Genomic DNA, 23,410 nt, shown 5'->3' on the forward strand with positions numbered 1-23,410 from the left:
CTAAGGAAGGTTTGTGTTTAATGCAATCTTTGGTTGAGGCTGGCTCATTTGTATCGCGTCCTTTTCGCAGAGGCAGAGGCAGAGGCAGAGGCAGAGGCAGAGGCAGAGGCAGAGGCAGAGGCAGAGGCAGAGGCAGAGGCAGAGGCAGAGGCAGAGGCAGGATGCGGGTGGAAAGGCTGACAAAAGGACCGGCATCGAAGGGGACGTTGATTGCGATTGCCTGCTTACGAAGACCCGGCGGTGGACAGTGGACTATGCAAACCTAGTACCCCCAAATGGACTTTCGTCTTGTCCTAAACGCAACCAGCGCCGCGAATGCGACTGACACTTGCCCGACAGAAGGGCGTCCGGCGCCTTTGGTCCCGGTTTCGTTCTGGGCCTCAGGTTCAAGCCGCGGGGCGGCTCAGGTTCACCCGGTTTCGACCGTGGGTTTTCGCAGCGTAGAGGGCCTGATCCGCCTGAGCCATCAACGCTTCCGAGGATAGCGGGCGGCCCTCTTCCTCCATCGGGCCGACGGAGAGACCGATGCTGATGGTCACATGTATCGGTAGGGGAGTGCCGGGAACGACGAAGCCGCGATTGCCGATATCGGCACAGATCGCCGCCGCCGTTTTTTCGGCATCCGCAAGGTTGGTCCCCGGCATGACGATAAGGAATTCCTCCCCGCCAATCCGCGCGACAAGGTCCATGCCGCGCAGATTGTTGCGCAGCCGTTCCGCCGTTTGCACCAGCACCGAATCCCCCGCGGCATGGCCATAGCGGTCATTGATGCCTTTGAAATGATCCAGATCGGCGACCATCACCGAAAAAGGGCGGGCGGTTTCAAGGGCATGTTCCGCGATGTGATCCAGATGGGGCAGGGCATAGCGGCGATTGTGCAGCCCCGTCAGAGGGTCGAAAACGGCAGCCTTCAGCCCTGTGCGTACCGTATCGCGAAGTTGGTCCGTCATCCGTTTGCGCCGCAAGATCGCATGAAGACGCAGGGCCATTTCCGCGGGGTTGAAGCCTTCGGTCATCAGATCGTCTGCCCCCAGATCTAGGGCAGTGGCAGCAAGCGCCGCATCCGGGGCCAGTTGCACCACCAGCAGCCCGGTATGGCGGGTTTGCGCATTGGCGCGTAGGGTCGAGATTAGGCGCAGAGCCGCCGTGGCAGGCACGGGATCTTGAGGCAGGACCAATACAAAGGCGTCTGGCGGCCCGTTTGCGGCGGCGGCGCGAATGGCCTCCTCCGGGTTGGCGAGGGTGAGGCGCGCGCGCAGTTGGGGGCGGAGGTGTTTGGCCCAATTCACGCTCATCGCGCTGTCGGAATGGATGATCACACAGTGGCTGCGGGCTGTGAATTCCGCCGTAAATTGAGCCGCGGGTTCCGCCAACCCAAGCGCGCGTGACGTGTCATCGCGCATCTCCCATTCGTCAGCCGCATTGCGGGCACGGATGAGACTGCGCGCCCGGCCTAGCAATAGCGTGCAATCAAGCGGTTTGAGCAACACGTCGTTTGCCCCCGCTTCGAGCGCGGCAAACCTATCCACCGCCTGATCGCCGTTGCCGATGGCCAGCACCGGAAGCTGCGCGCTATCGCCAGAGGCTTTGAGCGCGCGGCATAGGTCCGCCGCCCCGCCACCCGGCAGGGTCAGGGCGCAGATCACCAGATCCGGCGGGTTGTCCCGCACGCAGGTCAAAGCCTCTTCCATATTCTCTGCCTGCACGACGTGATAGTATGCCGCACAGAGCTTGACCTTGAGGGCGATCCGATTGGTTGCAATCGCATCTGCAATAAGGATGGTCCCTTGCACGACAGCTCCTTCACCGTACAAATCAGTTTGATGAGACTGTCTTTGCCCCTTAATGGTTAACAAAGGGTTTCCAACCTTCAGCAAAAGACGGTTTTCAATGTCCTATACCCAAGATTCCGCCGAAACTTTGGCACTTCAGGCGCTGGGCTGGCTCGCGGCGAATGATGATCTATTGCCGGTGTTTCTGGGCAGTACGGGCGCGTCCGAAGCGGACCTAACGAAAGAGGCCAGCGACCCTATTTTTCTGGGCGCTGTGCTGGATTTTCTGATGATGGACGACGCCTGGGTCATCGGGTTTTGCGACCATCTGGCGATACCCTATGAACGGATCATGCAAGCCCGCGCGGCGCTGCCCGGTGGGGAGCAGGTGCATTGGACTTAAGAAACGTTAAGGGTCTGCTCTTTGACAAGGACGGCACCCTTTTTGACTTTGCCGCGACTTGGGAACCTTGGGCCGAAGCCTTCTTGCTGCGGGTCTGTGATGGGGAGCGTGAAATGGCCGCGCGGGTCGGCGCAGACATTGGCTTTGACCTTGCCACCCGCCGCTTTGCCCCAGACAGTATCGCCATCGCTGGCACACCGCAGCAGGTGGTCGATGCCTTGGCCCCGCATTTCCCTGAACGGCCGCCTTCGGACCTTCTAGAGTTAATCAATGCCGAGGCGGCCCGTGCGCCGCAGCGCGAGGCGGTGCCGCTCAGACCGTTTTTGCAGGGACTGCGCGACCGGGGGCTGCGCCTCGGCGTGGCGACCAATGATGCGGAACACCCCGCGCGCGCGCACCTGCTGGCGGCGGGGGTGGTTGATATGTTCGACTTTATCGCAGGGTTCGACAGTGGGCATGGGGGCAAGCCATCTCCGGGGCAGTTGCACGCCTTTGCGACGCATGTGGGCCTGCCGGCCTCCTCCATCGCGATGGTCGGCGACAGCATTCATGATCTAGCAGCCGCGCGCGTGGCGGGCATGGGGCGGATCGCGGTGTTGACCGGACCGGCCACAGCGGAAGATCTCGCCCCGCACGCCGATCTGGTCTTGCCGGATATCGGCCATTTGCCGGGGCGGTTGATTTAAGGCCGGGTCAGTCCTTGATCACCCGCGCACCCTCAAGAATTCCCTCTTCGAGGGTATCCCCATGCAGGACCGAGATATCGCCCGTCGTCTCCAACACAACGGCACGCACCTCCGAAAAGCGCAGCGCATTGGCCTCCCGCAGCTTGGCAATCAGATCGGCGCGCGCGACGCGGGTTTCGCTTAGGGCGGCGTCGAAAATTTCACCCTCCCGCATCAGGATCACAGGCTCGTTCTGCACGACTTTTTCGAATTGGTCAGAGGCTTGCCGTATCCGCGCGATGACGAATTGCGCACCAAGCAGGGCGGAAATGGCTAAGGTCGGCTGCGCAAACTCTGGCCAAGTGGTGGCCTGACAGGCCCCGGCAAGCAGCGAGCCTGTGGCGACCGTGGCGACGAAGTCAAAGGCGGTCATCTTTGAAAAAGTGCGCAGCCCGATCACGCGGACCACAAAGATCACCCAAGTCAGCGCAATGGCGGAAAGCAAGAGCGCCCGGGCGAGGATATCGAGCGGAACGTGGTCGAAAAACATCACCCGTGCCCCCCGTTCAATGCCTTGCCCCGCTGGATAAAGAACCGCCCCAAAAGCACCACCATCGCCATGGCAATCAGCCCCAGATAGCGCTCATAGATGCCGTCGATCCCGGTGGGCAGGAAGAAGAACGGCGGGGCGGAGACCAGCCACAGAAGCGAGATCACCTTGAGCGCCTTGGCAAGGAACGCAGAGATATCAGCGAAACCTTTCGACAGCAGCCAAGGCACGGTGAGCATAATCAGCCCAAGCGCGTAGACCAGATAGACATGGATCACCACGCCATCGGAATCGCGGTCCCCGTATTCGTTTCTTGCGCCGACCAGAAAAACGATGAGCCCCAGAAGGGCAAGGCCAATGGTGGCGATGCTCCACCACCGATCGCCGAAATGCACATGGGCACAAAGCAGGGCACAGGCAATTAGCGCGGCGGAGAAGGCATAGATGCCGATGTCGACGATGAATTCATACCGCCCCGCACCCAAATCGCTGATCGTGTCGGCGATCCAGTCATGATTCGGCACCACAAAATCCGCGATCAGGATCGAGACGGCGAATATCACACAGCCAAGGATGGCGACCCAGCCCAGACAAATCATAAACCCCGGCGCGCTGTGCTGCCGGGGGGCTGTGACGTCATTGCTCATATTTAGACACCCTTTTTTACTTGAGGTCTGACACCAAGGTCAGACCCAGACCCTCAGTCCGATAGCCGCGAGCGTTCTTCGGCGTTGGGGCTTCCTGCGGGGGCTTCGTCCAATGTGGCCTCAGGGCGGTGCAGGTCTTTTTGAGGTTTCTTGGGCGGTGTCTTGTCTTCGTCTTTCGGGTGTTTGGGATCATCGCTCATGGATATGCTCCTCACTGGCTGGGGGAGAGGCGGGGCGTCGCCTCTTCTCTCCAATACCGAACGCGCGGAATGTGGCGGCGGTTCCGGGTGCGATTCCGGGCTTGGCGTGGCCGGGTGGACGACGCAATTTCCTGACAACTGTATTCATCAGGCCAATCTTAACCACTGCAACGGCAATCTGCTCTCGGGAAAAATGGGAATGAGGCAGTCATGCACGGGCTTATCAACCGCAGCATTCAGAACTACTTTTGTGCCAACTACGGGCAGAGACTTTGGGCCGAGGTGGCCTCTCGGGCCGGGTTGGACTTTACCGAATTCGAGGCGATGCTGACCTATTCGGATCACGTCACCCCGGCTGTCCTTGAGGCGGTCTGCGACGTGCTGGACCGACCCCGGGCCGAGGTGATGGAAGACGTCGGCACCTTTCTTGTGGCGCAACCGGGCTATGAGGCTGTGCGGCGTTTGCTGCGCTTTGGCGGGGTGAGCTTCAGTGACTTTTTGCAATCGCTCGACGATTTGCCGGACCGGACGCGCCTTGCCCTATCCGAACTGCATTTGCCTTGGGTCGAACTGCGCGAAGACCCCGATGGCCAGTATTCCTTGATCTGCGAAGCCCCGCTCGTTGGCTATGGCTACCTTATGATGGGGGTCTTGCGGGCCATGGCCGATGACTATGGCGCGCTGGTGCTGTTGGAACACTGTGGGCGATCGGATGGCATTGAGGTGCTAAAGATCATTCTGGTCGAGGCCGAATTCTCGGAAGGGCGCCGGTTTGAGCTTGGGGCGCGGGCATGAGCGGAGGGTGCCATGATCCGGCGGTTCTGGACAAACTATGTCCGATGCATCTGCTGTTGTCCGCCAATGGCGAGATCCGCCACGCCGGGCCGACGATCCAAAAGCTTCGCCCGCAGTCCCCGCTGGCGGGGCGGCATTTTCTGGAAACCGTCACCGTCAAGCGGCCCCGCGGGATTGACGGGATGAAAGACCTGCACCGGGCCACGGGGGTAAAGCTGCACCTCGCCTTTCGCGATTCCCCCGGACCGAGCTGAAGGGGCTGCTGGTGCCCTTGGGGGATCGGCGGCTGATCGTGAACCTCTCTTTCGGGATTTCGATTTTCGACGGGGTGCAGGACTATGCGTTGACCAATGCGGATTTCGCCGCCACCGATCTGGCGATCGAGATGCTCTATCTGATGGAGGCGAAATCAGCCGCGATGGAGGCCTCCCGTCGCCTGAACCTGCGCCTGCAAGAGGCGCGGATCACGGCAGAAGAACAGGCCTTTACCGATACGCTGACCGGGCTGAAAAACCGCCGCGCGCTGAACGCGGTGCTGGAGCGGTTGATCACCGCCGGAGAGGGGTTCGCGGTGATGCATGTCGATCTCGATTACTTCAAGGCGGTGAATGACAGTCTGGGCCATGCCGCGGGCGATCATGTGCTGCAAGTTGTCGCCCGGATCATGCAACAAGAAACCCGAAGCTCTGACATGGTGGTGCGGTTGGGCGGGGATGAGTTCACCGTGGTTCTGCCCGATGTGCGGGGCGAGGGCATATTGCGGCGGATCGGCCAGCGGATCATCGATCGGCTGGAAGAGCCAATCCGCTACAAGGGGGAGGTTTGCAAGGTTTCCGCCAGCATCGGCACGGTCTGGATCCAGCGCGGCGATCGGCGACCGCGTGAGGTGGTTCTGGCCAATGCAGATGCCGCGCTCTATGCCTCGAAACACGCTGGCCGTGCGCGCCACACATTCTTTGACCCCGCCCTGCGGGCGGTGGCCGGGCCTGCTGCCGCGCCCGGTCAAAACGGTGGCAGCTAATCGCTCGGGGCGCTGTGACGCGGATCAGAAAGCCCTGGCGGCAGTGGACCGCGCAGATTGCCTGTCGTATCACAACGGCATGAAATCGCCCCTGCATCTGCTCCGCCGCCTGCGCCAACGCCTGCACGACGCCCGCCGCCGGGCGCGCTTTGCCGCTTCCTTGCAGCATCTGCACGGGCCGAGCAAACTGGACGTGGCCCTGGGGGAGGTGGTGCTGATCGCCTTGGTGCGCGACGGCAGCTATTACCTCGACGCCTTTTTTCGCCATTACCGCGCGATGGGCGTGCAACATTTCGTTTTCATCGACAACGGCTCGCGCGATGACACCATCGCCCGGATCAAAGCGCAGAAAGGCACTGTGATCGACCGCTGCACCCTGCCGCTGGCCGAATACGAAGACCTGATCCGCCAGTATCCCGCGCAGACCTATGGTAGAAATCGCTGGTGTCTTTATGTCGATATGGATGAAATCTTTGATTTCGAAGGGCGGGGTCAGATTGGCATCAAGGGGCTGACCGCCTATCTCGAACAGCAGGGCTATACCGCCTTAGTGGCGCAGATGCTTGAGATGTTCCCTAAAACCAGCCTCGCTGCCGCGGCGGGGGTGCCCTATAAACAAGCGCTGCAATCCTTTCTCTATTATGACATCAGCGCGGTGCGCAAAACCGACTACCACAGTCCGGAGATTCCGTTCTCCGCGCTGCTGGCCGATAATGATCTTTCCAACGATGCGGTGAAGTTCGCCTTTGGCGGCGTGCGCGGCAAGGTCTTTGGAGAGAACTGTTGCCTGACGAAACATCCGCTGATCTTCAACGGGCCAGAGGTCACACCGGCGCCGCATCCGCATCTGTCCTGCGGGCTGCGCGTGGCGGATATGACGGCAGTGATCAAACACTACAAGTTCGCCAATGACGCCGCCGCGCGGGATGCCGAGACGCTGGGCGCAGGCAATTTGGCGCATGGCGAAGACGCACGCCGCATGGCGGTGATCGGGCAAAACCCCGATGTCTCGCTCTTCTCGCTGGACGCGCGGCGTTGGAACCGGGTCGAACTTCTGTACCGCGCGGGCTTTCTGGTACCCTCCGACAGCTACAGCGCCCATGTCGCCGCTTGGCGTGATGAGCATGCCGCATGAGCATCGGCGCCGTTGTCATCGGACGCAATGAAGGCGCCCGGCTGGAGCGGTCCTTGCAGGCTTTGGCGGGGCAGGTGGCGCAGATTGTCTATGTCGACAGCGGCTCAACCGATGGGTCCGTCGCTGCGGCGCGGGGGCTGGGCGCGGAAGTGGTCGAACTGGACATGCAGCAGCCCTTCACCGCCGCGCGGGCCCGCAATGCGGGCGTGGCGGCATTGGGCGAAGGGATTACGCTGGTGCAATTCCTTGATGGCGATTGCATCCTGCGGGACGGTTGGCTGGCGGCGGCTGAGGCCCATCTGAGCGCGCATCCTCAACTCGCCGTGGTCTGCGGCAGACGGCGCGAGGAACATCCCCAAACCTCGATTTACAACAGTCTGATCGACGCTGAATGGGACACGCCGCCGGGCGAGGCGCGCGCCTGTGGTGGCGATGCGCTGATACGGCTTGAGGCGCTGCGCGCCGTGGGTGGCTACCGGGCAGAGATGATCGCCGGAGAAGAACCAGAACTGTGCCAGCGGCTGCGCCGGGCGGGTTGGCAGATATGGCGGCTCGACGCCGAGATGACATGGCATGACGCGCAGATCACCCGGTTCAGCCAGTGGTGGCAGCGCAGCCTGCGTGCTGGTCACGCCTTTGCCGAAGGGGCGGCGCTGCATGGCGCTGGTCCCGATCGCCATTGGGTGGCCGAGACGCGCCGCGCCGTGCTTTGGGGCGCGCTTTTGCCTGCGGTGATTTTGCTGCTGGCGCTGTTGACGCCGTGGGCCGCAGTCGGGCTGATGCTGCTCTACCCACTGCAACTCTTGCGGTTGATCTGGCGCGGGGGGCGGCTTGGGGCTTTTTCACCCTGCTGGGCAAATTCCCCGAAGCCTTGGGCGTGCTCAAGTATCACATGCGCCGCGATGGGCGGATCATCGAATACCGCTGACGCCTAGCGCGCCCGCCAAGCCTCAAGCGTCAGGCGCGGGAGGATCGCGAAACAGCGCGCATAGCGCGGCACCATCCGCGCCGGGCTCTGCAGGGCACGCCAAAACCATTCCAGAGCCAGCATCCGCATCCATTTCGGCGCACGGCGCTGCCGCCCGGCCAAAAAATCCAATCCCGCCCCGACAGAGGCGAACCCCACCCCCGGCGCAACCTCACGCCCGCGCGCGGCGAGCATCTCTTGTTTGGGCGCACCTAGTGCCAGAAAACACAGACGCGCCCCGCTGTTGGCGATGTTGCGCAGGGCGGTATCCGCTTCGGCGCTTTCGGGGTCAAAGCCCTTCGGCGGGGCGGCGATGTGGCAAATCTCCAGCCCCGGCACACGGGCCCGCAGGGCTGCTGCGGCCCCGTGAAGGGCTTCCTCATCACTGCCGAAGAACGCGATGGGCAACGATTGCTCGGCGGCCAATTCGCAAAGCGGGATGATCAGATCAGAGCCGGGCATCAAGGCAACCGGCTGCTTGGCCAGTTGCGACAGCCAGACAACGGGGCGGCCATCGGCCACGATCAGATCCTGCGCATGATAGGCAGCGGCAAAACCCGCATTGCGGGGCAGTTTGGTCAGATGGTCGAGGTTGAGCGTGGCAAGCGCGATCCTTGGCCCTTGGCAAAGCGCGCGCGCAGGGCCTGAAACAATGCGGCCCTTGTCGCCACATTAACCACCACCGCGGCATCGCCCTTGCCATACTTCATACCGCGCGCCCCGCCTTTGGGCTGCCACAGGCAGGCGCAAGGGGGAGGATGCACGCTTTATGTAATTGATTTCACATGCCATCTATCAACCACGCCCGTGCCAGATTGAACCTGCCGCAAAACTAGCGGGATGACAGGGCTGGGGCCAGATGGTATTTTCGCCCCGCCCCATCCTGCCGCGCATTCGTCCGGCTTTCGTGAAGGACATCATGCCAAATCCCGTCGCCTATCTGATGCTGCTGATCTGGCCCTTCGTCTGTCTGGGGCTGTTTCGCAACCTGCCGCTGCAGCGGGCGTTGATCTGGTCGATCTTGGGGGCTATCTTTTCCTGCCGCCGCTGGCCGAATTTAACCTGCCGCTGGTGCCGGGCCTCGACAAAGTGTCGATCCCGAACCTGAGCGTTTTGTTGATCATCTGGCTGGGCACGCAAGAGAAACTGCAGCTTTGGCCCGCCTCTCGTTTGGCGGGGTTCTTGGTGGTGGGGCTGGTCTTTTCCGCTGTGCCCACGGTGCTGACCAATGGCGATCCGATCCTGTTTCAGGCAATCCGAGGGTTCGAGCCGATCCTCTTTCCCGTGGACGCCCTGCCGGGGCTGTCGATCCGCGACATCGGGTCGGTCTTGATCGGCCAGATGCTGATGCTGGTGCCCTTCTTGTTGGCGCGGCAGTTCCTTGCGGACGAAGAGGGCCTGCGCGAGCTGTTGCTGGCCTTCATGATCGGCGGGCTTATCTATTCCGTGCCCTCGCTCTTCGAAATTCGTTTCTCTCCGCAGCTAAACACCTGGATCTACGGATTCTTTCAGCACTCCTTTGAGCAGATGATGCGCAATGGTGGCTTCCGGCCCATCGTGTTTTTACCGCATGCGCTGTGGCTGGCGATTTTCATGTGTATCGCGCTGTTGTCGGCGGTTGCGCTGGCGCGGCAGACCCCGGTGATCGACCGTTGGAAAATGCTGCTGTTGGCGGCCTATTTGGGCGTGGTTCTGCTGCTGTGCAAAAGCCTTGCCTCCATCGCCTATGCGCTGCTTTTGGTGCCGATGGTGCTGCTGGTCCCGGCGCGCTGGCAGATCCGTCTGGCGGTGGTCTTTGCGGCGGTGGCGGTGATCTATCCGATGCTGCGCAATGCCGGGCTGGTGCCGCTCGATGCCATCCTCGCGCAGGCCGAGGCGATCAGCGCGGACCGGGCGCACTCGCTTGGCTATCGGTTCATGAACGAAGAACGGCTGCTGGCGCGGGCAGCCGAAAAGCCGTGGTTCGGCTGGGGTGGATGGGGGCGCAACCTGATCCGGGATGCGACCAACGGCAATATCCTATCGATTCCGGACGGCCGCTGGATCATCGTTTTTGGCACTTTCGGCTGGGTCGGGTATCTTTGTGAGATGGGTCTTTTGGCGCTGCCGATCTTTCTTATGGGGCTACACCTCTACCGGCAGGGGGATGCGGGCCTCTCCCCTTGGGTCGCGCCGCTGCTTTTGATCCTTGGCATTACCATGATGGACATGTTGCTTAATGCCACGCTGACGCCGCTTACTTGGCTTACGGCCGGGGCGATCCTCGGTCATGCCGAGGGTCTGGCGGCGGCGCGCAGGGGGCAGACCGCACTTGATGCCAGCGCAAATCCTGCGCTGCAGGCAAAGCGGACGGTTTTCTGAACTGGCATCTGCTCACCGTTCCGTGAAGCGATTTTGTCCAGAATAGACCCAAGGGCACGCTCTTGGCTCATTTTTGACAGATTTGCCTGTTGTATGCTGCACCCGAAGCTTAAATTGAACCTTGAAGGCTCATCACTGTAGTCGAACGGGCGATGGGACATGTGTCGCAATGAATAGCACAGACAAAACTCTTGCACGCGATGATATCGCGATTGTCGGCATGTCGGTGAACGTGCCGGGGGCCGCAGGAGTCGACGCCTATTGGGCGAACCTCCGCGATGGCGTGAGCGCGCTCAAGCGGCGCGACGCGGCCCAGCTGCGCGCCGCCGGAGAGAGCGCCGAACGTATGGCCCGGCCAAACTACGTGCCCGTCACCGCCGAGATGCCCGGTTACGACATGTTCGACGCCGAGTTCTTCGGCTTTTCCCCAAAAGACGCCGCCATCCTCGACCCGCAGCACCGCAAATTTCTTGAGGTCGCTTGGGAGGCGATGGAGCAGGCGGGGCATATGCCCGAAAGCCTCTCTGGCCCCGTCGGCGTCTATGCGGGCTGTGGCATGGGCAGCTATTTCTATTTCAACATCTGCTCGAACCCCGATCTGGTCGATGATGTCGGCATGTTCCTGCTCCGGCATACCGGCAATGACAAGGATTTCCTGTCGACCCGGGTCAGCCATGTGTTTGACCTCAAAGGCCCATCGATCAACCTGCAAACCGCCTGTTCGACCTCGCTGGTGGCAATTCACTATGCCGCGCAGGCGCTGCGGGCGGGCGAAATTGACATGGCGTTGGCGGGCGGGGTGACGATCGAACTGCCGCAGGGCAGGGGCTATGAGTTCAAAGAGAACGAAATTCTCTCCCCCGATGGTGAATGCCACGCCTTCGACCACCGCGCGCAGGGCACCGTCTTTGGCTCTGGCGCAGGGGCGGTGGCGCTGCGGCGGTTGGAAGATGCCATTGCGGATGGCGATCCTATTTGGGCGGTCATCAAAGGCTCGGCGGTCAACAACGACGGCGCGGCCAAGGCGGGCTATCTGGCCCCTTCGGTTGATGGGCAGACGGCGGCCATTGCCCGCGCGCTCGACAATGCAGGCGTGGCGGCGCAGAGCATCGGCATGGTCGAATGCCACGGCACCGGCACCTATCTAGGCGATCCGATTGAGGTCGCCGCCCTGACCCAAGCCTACCGGGCCGAGACGCAGGCCGAAGATTTCTGCCGCATCGGGTCGGTCAAAACCAACATCGGCCATCTCGATACTGCGGCGGGTGTGGCGGGGCTGGCCAAGGCGGCGCTGGCGTTGCACCACCAGCAAATCCCCCTCGCTGGGCTATGAAGCGCCGAACCCGGCGATCCCCTTCGAAGGCTCGCCTTTCCGCGTGAACGACCGGCTTTATGACTGGCCCGCCCAAGCCGCGCCCCGGCGTGCCGCGGTCAATGCGCTTGGCGTTGGCGGGACCAACGCGCATATGATCTTGGAAGAGGCGCCCGCCCGCGCGGCGTCGGAAGAAAGCGATTTCCCGTTCCATGTGCTCTGCCTCTCGGGCCGGAACAAAGCGGCGTTGGACGCCAACAGCGCCGCCCTCGCGGCGCATTTGCGCGCGCATCCCGAACAGCCCTTAGCCGATGTGTCCTTCACCCTGAAAGAGGGCCGTCGGGGTTTCGACAAACGCCGCATCTTGGTCGCCGAAACCCATGAAGAAGCCGCAGCCCTTTTGGAAGGCGGCGACAGCCGCCGTGTCTTCACCCATGACCACCTTGGCCCCGAGGCTGAGGTCGTTTTCATGTTCCCCGGCGGCGGCGCGCAATATGCCGATATGGCCCGCGACCTTTATGAAACCGAGCCGGTCTTTGCCGGATGGATGGACCGGGGCTCGACCATCTCGCGCCGCAGCTTGAGTATGACATCCGCGCGATCTGGCTGCCGGAACCCGAAGACCGCGCGGCGGCAGAAGCCAAGCTGAAACGGCCTTCGGTGCAATTGCCGCTGATCATGATCGTCGAATACGCGCTGGCGCAGCTTTGGCTCTCTTGGGGGTGAAACCCGCGGCGATGGTGGGGCATTCCATGGGGGAAAATGTCGCCGCCTGCCTTGCCGGGGTGATGCGCTTTGAGGAATGCATCGACCTTGTCCTGCTGCGCGGGCGGCTCTTTGATGAGGTGCCAGCAGGCGGGATGATCAGCATCTCCGCTCCGCTGGATCAGATCACGCCACTTCTGGGCGAAGGGCTTGATATCGCCAGCGTCAACGGCCCGGAACTGATCACGGTCTCTGGCCCGGACGACGCGCTAAAGGCGCTGCAAGCACGGTTGGATGCAGCCGGTCTCGACCACCAGCGCATCGCCATCGACATCGCCGCCCACTCGCGGATGCTGGACCCGATCCTTGACCGATACCGCGCTTTCCTTGCCACGCTTGACCTGCGCGCGCCGCAGATGCCCTTTTTGTCCAACCGAACAGGCAAGATGATCACGGCGCAGATGGCGGCGGACCCCGACTATTGGGTCGAACAGCTGCGCAACACGGTGAATTTCGCCGATTGTATCAGCACGTTGAGCGCTGACGCGCGGCGGGTCTTCCTAGAGGTCGGACCGGGCAAGGCGCTTTCCGCCTTGGCGCAGATGAACGCGGATGTGGCACCGGGGCAGGTGATGTCTTCGCTGCGCCACCCCGAGCAAGAAATCGCGGATGATGCCTATTTCCTCAGCGTGATCGGGCGGCTTTGGGCCTCGGGGGTCGAAGCTGACTGGGCGCAGATCTGGGGCGAGGCACGGCGCAACCGCGTGGTGCTGCCGACCTATCAATTCCAACGTGCGCGTTATTTCATCGAACCGGAAGAGGCCGCGACCCGCCCCGCAGAGCAACCGCTGCAACGGCTGGATGACATCAGCGATTGGGGCGCGCTGCCGCATTGGCAACCGCGCTACGCCGAAGGGGATATGGCGCTCTCCGGCCCGGTGAACTGGCTTATCTTCGCCGATACGGCGGGGCTGGGGGCCGAGGCCGCCGCGCAGTTGCGGGCCAAGGGGCATCACGTGGTGCAGGTCACGGCGGGGGATGCCTTTGCCCGCGTCACCACGGATCACTTCACGCTGGCCCCCGAACAGGGACGGTCGGGCTATGACCAGTTGATCGCGACGCTTCAGGCCGAAAGGCAAATGCCCGACCGGATCGCGCATTTCTGGCTGACCGATGATCAGGTCGCCCCGCGCCCCGGTTCCAGCAGATTTGACCGCAATATCGAACAGGGGTTCTGGAGCCTGACGTGGCTCGCACAGTCCTTGGCCGAGGCCGAGATTGACGCGCCGCTGCACCTTGACGTCTTCACCACCGGTGGGGCGCAGATCGCGGAAGAGGGGCTGGCCTATCCCGAAAAGGCGCTGATCTCTGGCCCCGTCGGCGTCATGGCACGAGAGGTGCCGGGGCTGACGGCGAGCCAGATTGACCTGCCCGTCGCAGCACCCGTGGCACCGGCAAGATGGTTCGCGAAACCAGCTGACCCCGCGCCGGTGATTGATCCCGGTGACCTGATCGAAGAGCTTTTGGCCAGCCCGGCCAACCTTCAGGTCGCCCATCGTGCTGGCCGCCGCTATGAACTGAGCTACCGCGCAGCCAGCCTGCCGCCAAGCGATTTACCGGGGTGGAAGCCGGAGGGACATTACCTCATCACCGGCGGTTTCGGGGGCATTGGCCTGACCCTTGCCGCAGACATTCTTGAGACGCCGGGCACCCGCGTCATCCTGCTGAGCCGCGCTGCGCTTCCGATGCGCCACGAATGGGACAGCCACCTTGCCAGTCACGGCCCCGCCGATGCCACGGCCCGCCGACTGCGTGCCGTTCTGCGGCTTGAGGCGCAGGCGGCGCAGTCGGGCGGGGCGGTCGAAGTGGCCCGCGCGGATGTCACCAACCTTGCGCAGATGCGCCGGGTGATCGACGATCTGACCGCCCGCCACGGGGGGCTGACAGGGGTGATCCATGCCGCCGGGGTGCTGGACGATGCGCCGCTCTTGGCCAAATCTGACGCGGGCATCGACGCGGTGCTGGCCCCCAAAGTGCAGGGGCTGCGGGTCTTGGACCAACTGTTGCCCGATGGCGCGCTTGACCTGATGGTGCTCTTTTCCTCGACCTCTACCGCCAGTCGCGCGGCGGGGCAGGTGGATTATGTGGCGGCGAATGCCTGGCTCAATGCCTTTGCGCAATCGCGGCGCGGCGCGAAGACCCGCGTGGTCGCGGTGAACTGGGGTGTTTGGGCCGATGTGGGCATGGCCGCTGACACGCTTGCGGGGGACGGTGCCGTGGCGCTGCCTGCCCGCGCGATCAATGCGGCGCTGCTTGAAACCGCAGGGTCAGGCGACAGCGGCGTACCGGAATTCACCACCGAGATCGCCACCTCACATTGGCTGCTCGACCAGCACCGCACCTTGGATGGCCGCGCCATCATGCCGGGGACAGGCTATATTGAGCTTTTGGCCGAGGCCGCGCAGGCTCAAGGGCTGCAGGGGTTCACGCTGCAAGACCTCTATTTTCTGCGTCCCCTGCCGCTGGCCGATGGGGCGCGGCGCAAGATCAAGATCACCCTGACCCACGAGGGCGCAGGTTTCGCCGCCGAGTTGCGCAGCGCCTGTGTGGTCAATGGCAGGCCCGCGTGGCAGTTGCATGTCCAAGCGCGTTTGACCCCCACGGGGCGCACAGCCAGCCCTCTAGATCTTGCTGCCCTCGCGGCCCGTTGCGAGGACGTGGCCGAGGCCGCGCCCGGGGGCCGTCTGCCCGCCGTTCAAGAGGCGCATCTGAAATTCGGCCCGCGCTGGCATGTGCTGCAACGCACCGCCATGGGACAGGGAGAGGGGCTCGCCGCGCTACGGCTGCCCGAGGCCGCGCAGGGTGATCTGATCGATGGCTATGTGCTGCACCCCGGTCTGATGGACATCGCCACCGGTTGGGCCATGGCGCTGATCCCGGGCTATGCCGCGCGTCACCTTTGGGTGCCGCTGTCTTATGGTGAGATCACGCTTCACGCGGCGCTGCCTGCCGAGGTCCGCTCGCACGTCCGGCTTGCCGAAGGATCGGCGGCGGAGGGCTTGGCCCGGTTCAATGTGACGATCACCGATGCGCAGGGAGCGGTCCTTGTCGATGTGCACGATTTCGCGATGAAACGGCTCGAAGGGGCCTTCGCCGAGGTGCCGCCGCCCGACGCCCGCGAAGTGGTCTTTGAGGATGCCCAAAGCGCTGACAGCCTCAGCCCCGCCGAAGAGCGTTTGGCCCGTCTGGTGCGCCAAGGTATCCGCGCGCAAGAAGGGCCAGAGGCCCTGCGCCGTGCGCTGGCGCTGGATGCGTCACAGGTCATGGTGTCCTCACTGCCCCTGCAGACATTGATTGCCCAAGCCGACGCGCCGCTGACCGATGCCTCCGCCCAAGGGCAAAGCTTTGAGCGGCCCGATCTGGACGGTTCTTTCGTCGCCCCCCGCAACGGGATCGAAGAGAAACTGGCCGAGATTTGGTCGAACCTTTTGGGCGTTAGCCCGGTGGGGGTCGAGGATAGTTTCTTTGACCTCGGCGGGCATTCCCTGATCGCTGTCCGCCTGTTTGCGGCGGTCAAGCGCGAGTTCAAGGTGGAATTCCCGATCTCCGTTCTGTTCGAGGCTCCCACGATCGCCAAATGCGCAGCGCTCATCGCGGCGGAGCGCGGAGATTTGGCGCAGACGGAAGTGGCTGATACGGCAGCGGCGGCCCCGCAGCAGCGCTTTGACCACCTTGTACCGCTCAATCAATCGCCGCAGGATGCGACGCCGCTTTTCGTGGTGGCGGGGATGTTCGGCAATGTGCTGAACCTGCGCCACCTTGCCTTGCCCTTTAGCGGCGAACGCGCGGTCTATGGTGTGCAGGCCCGTGGGTTGATCGGCGACGCTGCCCCCCACGAAGAGGTGCAGGCCGCTGCGGCTGACTACATCGCAGAGATCCGTGCGCTGCAGCCCCAAGGGCCCTATCTGTTGGCCGGATACTCCGGCGGCGGGATCACGGCCTATGAGATGGCGCAGCAGTTGCAGGCGGCAGGGCAAGAGGTGGCCGTTCTAGCGATGCTCGACACGCCGCTGCCCGTCCGCCCGACGCTCAGCAAGATCGACAAGGCGCATATCAAATTGGCAGAGCTGCGGCGTAAGGGTCCGGCCTATCTGCTTGAATGGGCGCGCAACCGCTGGGCGTGGGAGCGCGCGCGCCGCCGGGGGCCTCAGGAGGCGGTCGGCGATGGTGAGGGGGGCTTCCTTCAACAGTCTGCGCATTCAGGCGGCCTTCCTGCGCGCGATGGAGCGCTATGAAACGCCCCAGTGGGACGGGCCGATGACACTCTTCCGACCACCGCTGGATCGGCATTGGGCTGTTTCTGCCGGGCAATATGTCACCGCGGAAAAAGAATATGTCTATGAGGACAACCAGTGGCGGCAATATGCGCCGCGCTTGCAGGTGATCGAAGTGCCGGGCGACCATGTGAGCATGGTGCTGGCGCCCAATGTGACTGTCTTGGCGCAAGAGCTGGCCGAGGTGATCGCGGCGGCCCTGCCAATAGACGCCAGCCACGACCAGCCCGCTGATCAGCCTCAGGCCACGGCGGCGGAATGATGCAACAATCACCCCGCCTTTTGGTCATTATTCTCAACTACCGCACCGCAGAGATGACCCTGCGCGCGGCTGAGGCCGCCTTGGCCGATATGCCCCAGACCCATGCCGAACTGGTGATCGTTGACAACGACAGCGGCGACGGTTCTGCCGCGCTCTTGGCGCAGGAGATTGCCGCGCGGGGCTGGGGTGCGGGCAATCGGGTGCGGCTGATCACATCGCCCCGCAACGGTGGCTTCGGGGCGGGCAACAACATTGCCATGCGGGCGGGGATGTCCGACGGGGCAGCGCCGGATTTCGTGCATGTGGTGAACTCGGATGCCTTCCTTGATCGGGGCTGTATCGGGACGCTGTTGGACCATCTACAGAACCACCCCCGCGCCGGGTTGGCCGGAAGCCATGTGCGCGGCGAGGATGATCTGCCCCATGCCACGGCCTTCCGGTTCCCTTCTGCCGCGGGTGAGTTGGAAGCTGCCGCGCGGTTGGGCCCACTGACGCGACTGCTGTCCTCTGCCGTGGTGGCCCCGCCCTTGCCGGAAGAGGCCGCAGAGGTCGATTGGGTGGCCGGTGCCAGTGTCATGATGCGGTGGGATATGCTGGCTGATGTCGGTCTCTTCGACGAAGCGTATTTCCTTTATTATGAGGAAACTGATCTTTGCCTGCGTGCCGCGCGGGCTGGGTGGGACTGCTGGTATGTGCCTCAGGCGCGCTGCGTTCACGTTGGCTCGGTCTCGACCGGGATGAAGGAATGGCGCCGGATGCCGCGCTATTGGTTCGACAGTCGCCACCGCTATTTCGCCAAGAACCATGGCCGCGCCTATGCCGCTTTGGCCACCTGTGCACGGCTTGCCGGGGGCGGATTGCACCGCCTGCGCTGCCTGCTGACCGGACGCCAGCCAGAAGATGCCCCCGGTTTCTACCGTGACCTCGCGGCCCATGCGCTCACGGCGAGGCGCGCGGCCCCCGCCGACCAAGACCCAAGCCGTAGCCCCGCCACGGAGGACCGTTGATGACCGCCAGTTTCAAGACAGAACCGTTTTCCGCGCTCTTGATGGGCGACGAATCTCTGACCATTGCCTGCGGCGACATGCTGCTGGCGGGCGGCCATCGGATCGCCGCCGTAATCACCCGAGATGACGCGGTGCGCGCATGGGCCGAAGGGCTGGGGCTGGTCCTCTGCCACGATGCGGAAGATCTGCTGCCCATGGGTCTGGCCGCCGACTGGCTTTTGAGCATCGCCAACCTGCGGCTGATCCCTCAGACGGTTCTGGCCCTGCCCACACGTGGCGCGGTCAATTTTCACGATGGGCCCCTGCCGCGCTATGCTGGGCTGAACACACCCGCTTGGGCAATCATCAACGGCGAGGCGCAGCATGGGGTCAGTTGGCATCTGATTGAAGCGGGCGTTGATACCGGTGACCTGCTGGCGCAGCGGGAGGTAGAGATCGCGCCCGATGAGACGGCCTTTAGCCTCAACTCTAAATGCTACGCCGCCGGGATGGAAAGCTTTGGCGCAGTGCTGGCCCAGTTGGAAAGCGGCAAGCTGCAAGGCACCGCCCAAGACCTGCGTCAGCGCAGCTATTTCGCGAAGGACAAACGGCCCGAGAACTGCGGGCTGATCGACTTTACCAAGACCGCAGGAGAGATCAGCGCGCTGGTCCGTGGCTTGGATTTCGGGGCCTATTGGAACCCTTTGACCACGGCAAAACTCGCAGGCGCGGCAGGCGCGGTAGGCGCGGTGCTGGCCGTTTCCCGCGTCGAGGTGCTGGCGGGCCAAGGCGGCACCCCCGGCGAGGTTGTCGATGTCGACAGCACGCGGGTGGTCGTGGCGGCGCGCGATGCCCATATCGCCCTCTATGATCTGCGCGATATGGCGGGGGAGAGTATTGCTCCGGCCCAGTTTTTTGCCCCCGGTGATAAAGTGCCCCACACGGCGGGCAGCGCTCCGGCTTCGGCTGAGGAGGCACATTGGCGGCGCGCTTTGACCGGGTTTGAGGCGCTGCCGGTCCCCTTGGCCACCGCAGCTGAAACGACGGCAGCGACATGGGCAGAGCGAGAGATCGCGCTGCCGCAGAGGAGTGACCTTTCGCAGCAGGCCGCAGCCGCAGCCCTCGTCGCGCTGCGCAGCGCCGGGGCAACAGAAGGCGGCATCGCCCTCAGCCGCAAAGGGGAATCCGCGCCGCTGATCGCCGATTGGTTGCCGGTCACCATCGCGGCAGAGGCGGGCTTGCCCGTGGCGGAACTGATCGCACAGGTAGAACCACAACTTGCCCGCGAGAAGGACGCGGCAGGTTTCGCGCTTGATCTGCCGCTGCGCGACCCGGCGATTGAAGCGCTTGGCACCCCGGATTTCGCGATCTCCTTTGACAGTGAACCGCTCGCGGGCGCGGCGCTGACCCTTTGCCTCGGGGCGGGGGGCGCGCGCCTCTTTGCCGACAGCACCCGGCTCTCTGAGGCCGCAATCGACCTCCTCGTCGCGCGGTTTGAGGCGGCTTTCGCCAAGATTTCCAAGGCTACGGATTGCGGCACCCTCTGGGCCCTTCCAAAGACCGAGATGCAGCTTCTGACCCGCGATAACGCGACGACCCGAGACTATGAACCGCTCACCATCCATGCCGCTTTTGAGGCGCAGGTGGCGCGCACACCCGAGGCCCCCGCGCTGGTGTTCGAGGGGAGACGCTTAGCTATGCCGCGCTGAACGCCTGCGCCAATCAATTGGCGCATGTGCTGGGTGACATGGGGGCCGGGCCGGGGATGCCGGTGGCGCTTTGCGTTGCACGGGGGTGGACCTGCTGGTGGGCACGCTTGGCATCCTGAAAGCTGGCGCCGCCTATGTGCCGCTTGATCCGGCCTATCCGGCGGACCGTCTGGCACATTACCTTTCAGACAGTGGCGCTGCGGTCGTGGTCACGCAATCGGTCCTTTCCGCCAGCCTGCCCGCGCAAGGCGCGCAGGTGTTGGAGCTGGACCGCGACCCGCGCCTCGCCACGGCTTCGGACGTGAACCCTGCCGCCAGCGCGGGGCCGGATGACCTTGCCTATCTGATCTATACCTCCGGCTCGACCGGGACCCCCAAGGGCGTGATGGTCAGCCACGGCAATGTGGCAAATTTCTTTGCCGGGATGGACGACCGGATCGATCATGAGGCGGGCGCTGTCTGGCTCGCTGTCACCAGCCTCAGTTTCGATATCTCGGTGCTGGAACTGTTCTGGACCCTCGCACGGGGGTTCAAACTGGTGTTGGCCGGCGACGATAGCCGGGCGCTGATGTCGAACGGGCCGATCGCCACAAGCGACCGCAAGATCGACTTTAACCTGTTTTATTGGGGCAATGACGATGGCGTAGGCCCTAAGAAATACGAACTGCTGCTTGAGGGGGCCAAATTCGCCGATGCCAATGGGTTCAACGCCGTCTGGACGCCTGAGCGGCACTTTCATGCTTTTGGTGGCCCTTACCCGAACCCCTCTGTCACAGGCGCTGCCGTGGCCGCGGTGACGCAGAACCTTGATGTGCGGGCCGGGTCTTGCGTCGCCCCGCTGCATCACCCCGCGCGGATCGCCGAGGAATGGGCGGTGATCGACAACCTGACAAACGGGCGCGTGGGACTGGCCATCGCCAGCGGTTGGCAGCCTGACGATTTCGTGCTGCGCCCGGAGAACACGCCGCCGCAGAACAAGCCCGCGATGTATGACGCCATCGACCAGTTGCGCAAACTCTGGGCCGGGGAGCCGGTGGAATTCCCCCGTGCCGATGGCACGCCCCACGCGGTGGTAACGCAGCCGCGCCCCGTCTCGAACAGGCTGCCGATCTGGGTCACCACGGCGGGCAATCCACAAACGTGGAAAGAAGCAGGAGAGATCGGGGCCAATGTGCTGACCCACCTGCTCGGCCAATCGGTGGAAGAGGTGGCGGACAAGATCAAGATCTACCACGACGCCCTGCGCGGTGCGGGCCATGACCCGGCGGATCACCGGGTCACCGTCATGTTGCACAGCTATCTTGCCGAGACCCGCGCCGAGGCCGAGGAAATCGCCCGCGCGCCCATGAAGGACTACCTGCGCTCGGCGGCGGGGCTGATCAAACAATACGCTTGGGCCTTTCCGGCCTTCAAGAAACCGGCCGGCACGACAAACCCGTTTGAGATCGACCTCGAAGGGCTCTCGGCCGAGGAAATGGATGCGATCCTAGAGTTCGCCTTTCAACGCTATTTCAACGACAGTGGCATGTTTGGCACCGTGGCAGATGGGCTGGCGCGGGCCGAGCAACTCAAGCGGATCGGTGTGGATGAGATCGCCTGCCTGATCGACTATGGCATTCCCACCGACAAGGTGATGGCGGGGCTGAAGCCGCTGGCCGATGTGCTGCGCCGCGCCAATGCGGGTGGGCAACCGGCAGAGGACGACCACTCAATCGCCGCGCAGATCGTGCGCCATGGCGTGACCCATCTGCAATGCACGCCCTCGATGGCGCAGATGATGGTGATGAACGATGAGGCACGTGGCGCTTTGGCGCGGGTAAAGGCGCTGATGGTCGGGGGAGGCGTTGCCCGGCACGTTGTCACGCGCTTTGCGTGCGGCGACGCAGGCGCAGATCCAGAACATGTACGGCCCGACCGAGACGACGATCTGGTCGACCACCCATGTGCTACAAGACACCCACAGCACCACGGCCCCCATCGGCACACCGATTGCCAACACGCAGGTTCATGTCCTTGACGCCGCGCGGCAGGTGCTGCCGATCGGTGCGGCGGGTGAACTTTGGATCGGGGGCGCTGGCGTGACACAGGGCTATTGGCAACGGGCCGAGATGACCGCCGCGCGTTTCATCGACGATCCCTTCGCGGGCCACGGTCGTCTCTATGGCACGGGCGATCTGGTGCGCATGGACGCCGAAGGCGTGCTGCATTTCGAAGGCCGCGCCGATGCGCAGGTCAAGATACGCGGCCACCGGATTGAGCTTGGGGAAGTCGAAGCGCGGCTGGCCGATCTGCCGGGGGTGCGTCAGGCCGTGGCCCTGCTGCGCGATGATGCGGGGCCGGGTGGCGCGCAACTGGTCGGCTATGTGGTCGCCGATGCGGCGATCGACTGCGACGCGGCGCGGCGGCAACTGGCCGCCCATCTGCCCGATATCATGGTGCCGCAGGCCATCGTAACGTTGCCCGCCATGCCCTTGACGCCCAACAAGAAAATTGACCGCAAGGCCTTGCCCGCCCCGGTCAAACGCAGTGCTGCACCTGCCGCCTCGCCACAGCCGGCCACGCAAGACGGCAACAGCCAAGCCGCCATCGCGCAGGTCTGGGGCGCGCTTTTGGGCATCGGGGACATTCGCGGCGGCGATAACTTCTTTGCTCTTGGGGGCCATTCGCTGCTGGCGGTGCAGGCGCATCGCGATATCAAGGCGGCCTTGGGCGCCAGCGCGCTGTCGATCACCGATATCTTCCGTTTCCCGACCCTTGCGGGATTGGCGGCGCATATTGATGGATTGGACGGCCAGAAAGCCGAACCGCCCAAGGCGCCCCCAGCCGCCGAAACGCCTGCCCGGACCGAAACCATGTCGAAACGTCGCCTCATGCGTGCCGAGCGCGCCCGCGGGCGGGGTTGAGGTGACGGCAGAGGCCGAGATCAAGACCGCAGTCCGCAGTCTGTTCGATCTGCCAGTCGCCGTTGCTGTAACCCAGATCGACAGGCCCCATCCGCCATTGCTGGGGGACGAAGCCGCCGTCATCGCACGTGCACGGCCCAAGCGGGTCGCCGAATTCACCGCCGGACGCCACGCCGCACGCGAAGCGATGCAGGCCCTTGGCCACCCGCCTGCGCCGGTGCTGGCCAGCACCGACCGCGCCCCGATTTGGCCGCAGGGCCTGACCGGTTCGATCAGCCATTCCGATGTGTGGTGCATCGCCGTGCTGGCGCGGTGCTCTGATGTGGTGGCACTGGGCGTCGACATCGAAGAAGACAGCCCGCTGCCCGACGACCTGATTGCAGAAATCTGTCTTCCGTCCGAGATTACCCGCCTCGGGGGGCTGATCTCGCCGCCGCCAAACGCATCTTCTGCGCCAAGGAGGCGGCCTATAAGGCGCAATATCCGCTCACCAAAACGCTCTTTGGCTTTGATCGGTTGGACGTAACCCTATCCGCCGAAAACCCCGCTTTTGACGCGCAATTTACCCAAGACACTGAACGCTTTAAGCGCGGCGAGAAGCTGCCGGGGCGGATCGTTTCGGTGGCGGGCCACCTTGTCAGCGGGGTGGCGATTGGGCAGATTGATCGCAAAGGAGCTTGATC

General features: G+C 63.6%; 15 protein-coding genes and 4 pseudogenes. 14 read left to right on the forward strand and 5 right to left on the reverse strand.

Annotation, left to right across the window (positions count from 1 at the left end; genetic code table 11):
* Positions 1-48 precede the first annotated feature (48 nt).
* A complete protein-coding gene (locus ACFQAU_RS12725) occupies positions 49-180 on the forward strand; it encodes a hypothetical protein (RefSeq protein WP_276321497.1) in 132 nt (43 codons plus the stop codon).
* Positions 181-386: 206 nt separating this feature from the next.
* Here the strand turns inward: ACFQAU_RS12725 and ACFQAU_RS12730 are convergent, their stop codons facing one another.
* On the reverse strand, positions 387-1,793 hold the full coding sequence (locus ACFQAU_RS12730) for a diguanylate cyclase (protein ID WP_132445144.1): 1,407 nt from the start codon (positions 1,791-1,793) through the stop codon (positions 387-389).
* A gap of 97 nt (positions 1,794-1,890) precedes the next feature.
* Here ACFQAU_RS12730 and ACFQAU_RS12735 point away from each other — a divergent pair, with 97 nt between their 5' ends.
* Both ACFQAU_RS12735 and ACFQAU_RS12740 read left to right on the forward strand, forming a co-directional pair.
* The gene (locus ACFQAU_RS12735) at positions 1,891-2,175 is read left to right on the forward strand and encodes a DUF3572 domain-containing protein (protein ID WP_132445142.1); all 285 of its coding nucleotides are present in this window, start codon (positions 1,891-1,893) and stop codon (positions 2,173-2,175) included.
* A complete protein-coding gene (locus ACFQAU_RS12740; RefSeq protein ID WP_120351494.1) occupies positions 2,166-2,861 on the forward strand; it encodes an HAD family hydrolase in 696 nt (231 codons plus the stop codon). Before ACFQAU_RS12735 ends, ACFQAU_RS12740 begins: the two co-directional genes overlap by 10 nt.
* 7 nt (positions 2,862-2,868) lie before the next feature.
* On the opposite strand, the gene ACFQAU_RS12745 is transcribed toward ACFQAU_RS12740, so the two are convergent.
* From ACFQAU_RS12745 to ACFQAU_RS12755, 3 genes are read right to left on the reverse strand one after another with little or no spacing between them, the layout of a single operon-like run.
* Entirely contained in the window at positions 2,869-3,390 is a 522-nt protein-coding gene (locus ACFQAU_RS12745; RefSeq protein WP_132445140.1) for a DUF421 domain-containing protein, read from the reverse strand.
* Entirely contained in the window at positions 3,390-4,037 is a 648-nt protein-coding gene (locus ACFQAU_RS12750) for a DUF998 domain-containing protein (RefSeq protein ID WP_162931861.1), read from the reverse strand. Before ACFQAU_RS12750 ends, ACFQAU_RS12745 begins: the two co-directional genes overlap by 1 nt.
* 53 nt (positions 4,038-4,090) lie before the next feature.
* Positions 4,091-4,237 (reverse strand): hypothetical protein, encoded by a 147-nt coding sequence (locus tag ACFQAU_RS12755; RefSeq protein ID WP_161487393.1) that lies wholly within the window; start codon positions 4,235-4,237, stop codon positions 4,091-4,093.
* Between the two features lie 210 nt (positions 4,238-4,447).
* Between ACFQAU_RS12755 and ACFQAU_RS12760 the strand changes: the two genes are divergently transcribed.
* The 5 genes and pseudogenes from ACFQAU_RS12760 to ACFQAU_RS12780 all read left to right on the forward strand — a co-directional run bounded on the left by ACFQAU_RS12760 (position 4,448) and on the right by ACFQAU_RS12780 (position 8,116).
* Positions 4,448-5,032, forward strand: coding sequence for a heme NO-binding domain-containing protein (locus ACFQAU_RS12760; RefSeq protein ID WP_120351492.1), 585 nt, complete (start codon positions 4,448-4,450; stop codon positions 5,030-5,032).
* Positions 5,029-5,286 carry a hypothetical protein gene (locus ACFQAU_RS12765; RefSeq protein ID WP_386282657.1) on the forward strand — a complete coding sequence of 86 codons (258 nt, stop codon included), beginning with the start codon at positions 5,029-5,031 and terminating at the stop codon, positions 5,284-5,286. Before ACFQAU_RS12760 ends, ACFQAU_RS12765 begins: the two co-directional genes overlap by 4 nt.
* An 11-nt stretch (positions 5,287-5,297) precedes the next feature.
* A complete protein-coding gene (locus tag ACFQAU_RS12770; RefSeq protein WP_386282660.1) occupies positions 5,298-6,053 on the forward strand; it encodes a diguanylate cyclase domain-containing protein in 756 nt (251 codons plus the stop codon).
* 43 nt (positions 6,054-6,096) lie between these two features.
* Complete coding sequence (locus tag ACFQAU_RS12775; RefSeq protein ID WP_240791612.1) at positions 6,097-7,188, forward strand: glycosyltransferase family 2 protein; 1,092 nt, start codon at positions 6,097-6,099, stop codon at positions 7,186-7,188.
* Positions 7,185-8,116, forward strand: a pseudogene (locus ACFQAU_RS12780) (glycosyltransferase family 2 protein). The gene ACFQAU_RS12775 and the pseudogene ACFQAU_RS12780 overlap by 4 nt, the downstream one beginning before the upstream one ends.
* 3 nt (positions 8,117-8,119) lie before the next feature.
* On the opposite strand, the pseudogene ACFQAU_RS12785 reads toward ACFQAU_RS12780, so the two are convergent.
* Positions 8,120-8,865: pseudogene (locus tag ACFQAU_RS12785) on the reverse strand (WecB/TagA/CpsF family glycosyltransferase).
* A gap of 130 nt (positions 8,866-8,995) precedes the next feature.
* On the opposite strand from ACFQAU_RS12785, the gene ACFQAU_RS12790 reads away from it, so the two are divergent.
* The 6 genes and pseudogenes from ACFQAU_RS12790 to ACFQAU_RS12815 all read left to right on the forward strand — a co-directional run bounded on the left by ACFQAU_RS12790 (position 8,996) and on the right by ACFQAU_RS12815 (position 23,408).
* On the forward strand, positions 8,996-10,516 hold the full coding sequence (locus ACFQAU_RS12790; protein WP_386282665.1) for a hypothetical protein: 1,521 nt from the start codon (positions 8,996-8,998) through the stop codon (positions 10,514-10,516).
* Positions 10,517-10,685: 169 nt separating this feature from the next.
* A pseudogene (locus ACFQAU_RS12795) lies at positions 10,686-17,129 on the forward strand (type I polyketide synthase).
* Positions 17,126-18,136 (forward strand): glycosyltransferase family 2 protein, encoded by a 1,011-nt coding sequence (locus ACFQAU_RS12800; protein WP_346504537.1) that lies wholly within the window; start codon positions 17,126-17,128, stop codon positions 18,134-18,136. Before ACFQAU_RS12795 ends, ACFQAU_RS12800 begins: the two are co-directional and overlap by 4 nt.
* Positions 18,136-22,727 (forward strand): annotated as a pseudogene (locus ACFQAU_RS12805) (MupA/Atu3671 family FMN-dependent luciferase-like monooxygenase). The gene ACFQAU_RS12800 and the pseudogene ACFQAU_RS12805 overlap by 1 nt, the downstream one beginning before the upstream one ends.
* On the forward strand, positions 22,699-23,253 hold the full coding sequence (locus tag ACFQAU_RS12810) for a 4'-phosphopantetheinyl transferase family protein (protein WP_386282670.1): 555 nt from the start codon (positions 22,699-22,701) through the stop codon (positions 23,251-23,253). The pseudogene ACFQAU_RS12805 and the gene ACFQAU_RS12810 overlap by 29 nt, the downstream one beginning before the upstream one ends.
* Entirely contained in the window at positions 23,172-23,408 is a 237-nt protein-coding gene (locus tag ACFQAU_RS12815; RefSeq protein WP_386283909.1) for a 4'-phosphopantetheinyl transferase superfamily protein, read from the forward strand. The genes ACFQAU_RS12810 and ACFQAU_RS12815 overlap by 82 nt, the downstream gene beginning before the upstream one ends.
* Positions 23,409-23,410: the final 2 nt, after the last annotated feature.

The sequence above is a fragment of the Sulfitobacter profundi genome, from assembly GCF_042661425.1.
GTDB classification, from domain to species: Bacteria; Pseudomonadota; Alphaproteobacteria; order Rhodobacterales; family Rhodobacteraceae; genus Sulfitobacter; species Sulfitobacter profundi.

Coding starts and splice junctions, on each gene's coding strand:
- ACFQAU_RS12760 (WP_120351492.1), top strand. CDS start 4,448: ATGCACGGGCTTATCAACCGCAGCATTCAGAACTACTTTTGTGCCAAC.
- ACFQAU_RS12745 (WP_132445140.1), bottom strand. CDS start 3,390: ATGTTTTTCGACCACGTTCCGCTCGATATCCTCGCCCGGGCGCTCTTG.
- ACFQAU_RS12750 (WP_162931861.1), bottom strand. CDS start 4,037: ATGAGCAATGACGTCACAGCCCCCCGGCAGCACAGCGCGCCGGGGTTT.
- ACFQAU_RS12755 (WP_161487393.1), bottom strand. CDS start 4,237: ATGAGCGATGATCCCAAACACCCGAAAGACGAAGACAAGACACCGCCC.
- ACFQAU_RS12790 (WP_386282665.1), top strand. CDS start 8,996: ATGACAGGGCTGGGGCCAGATGGTATTTTCGCCCCGCCCCATCCTGCC.
- ACFQAU_RS12800 (WP_346504537.1), top strand. CDS start 17,126: ATGATGCAACAATCACCCCGCCTTTTGGTCATTATTCTCAACTACCGC.
- ACFQAU_RS12735 (WP_132445142.1), top strand. CDS start 1,891: ATGTCCTATACCCAAGATTCCGCCGAAACTTTGGCACTTCAGGCGCTG.
- ACFQAU_RS12765 (WP_386282657.1), top strand. CDS start 5,029: ATGAGCGGAGGGTGCCATGATCCGGCGGTTCTGGACAAACTATGTCCG.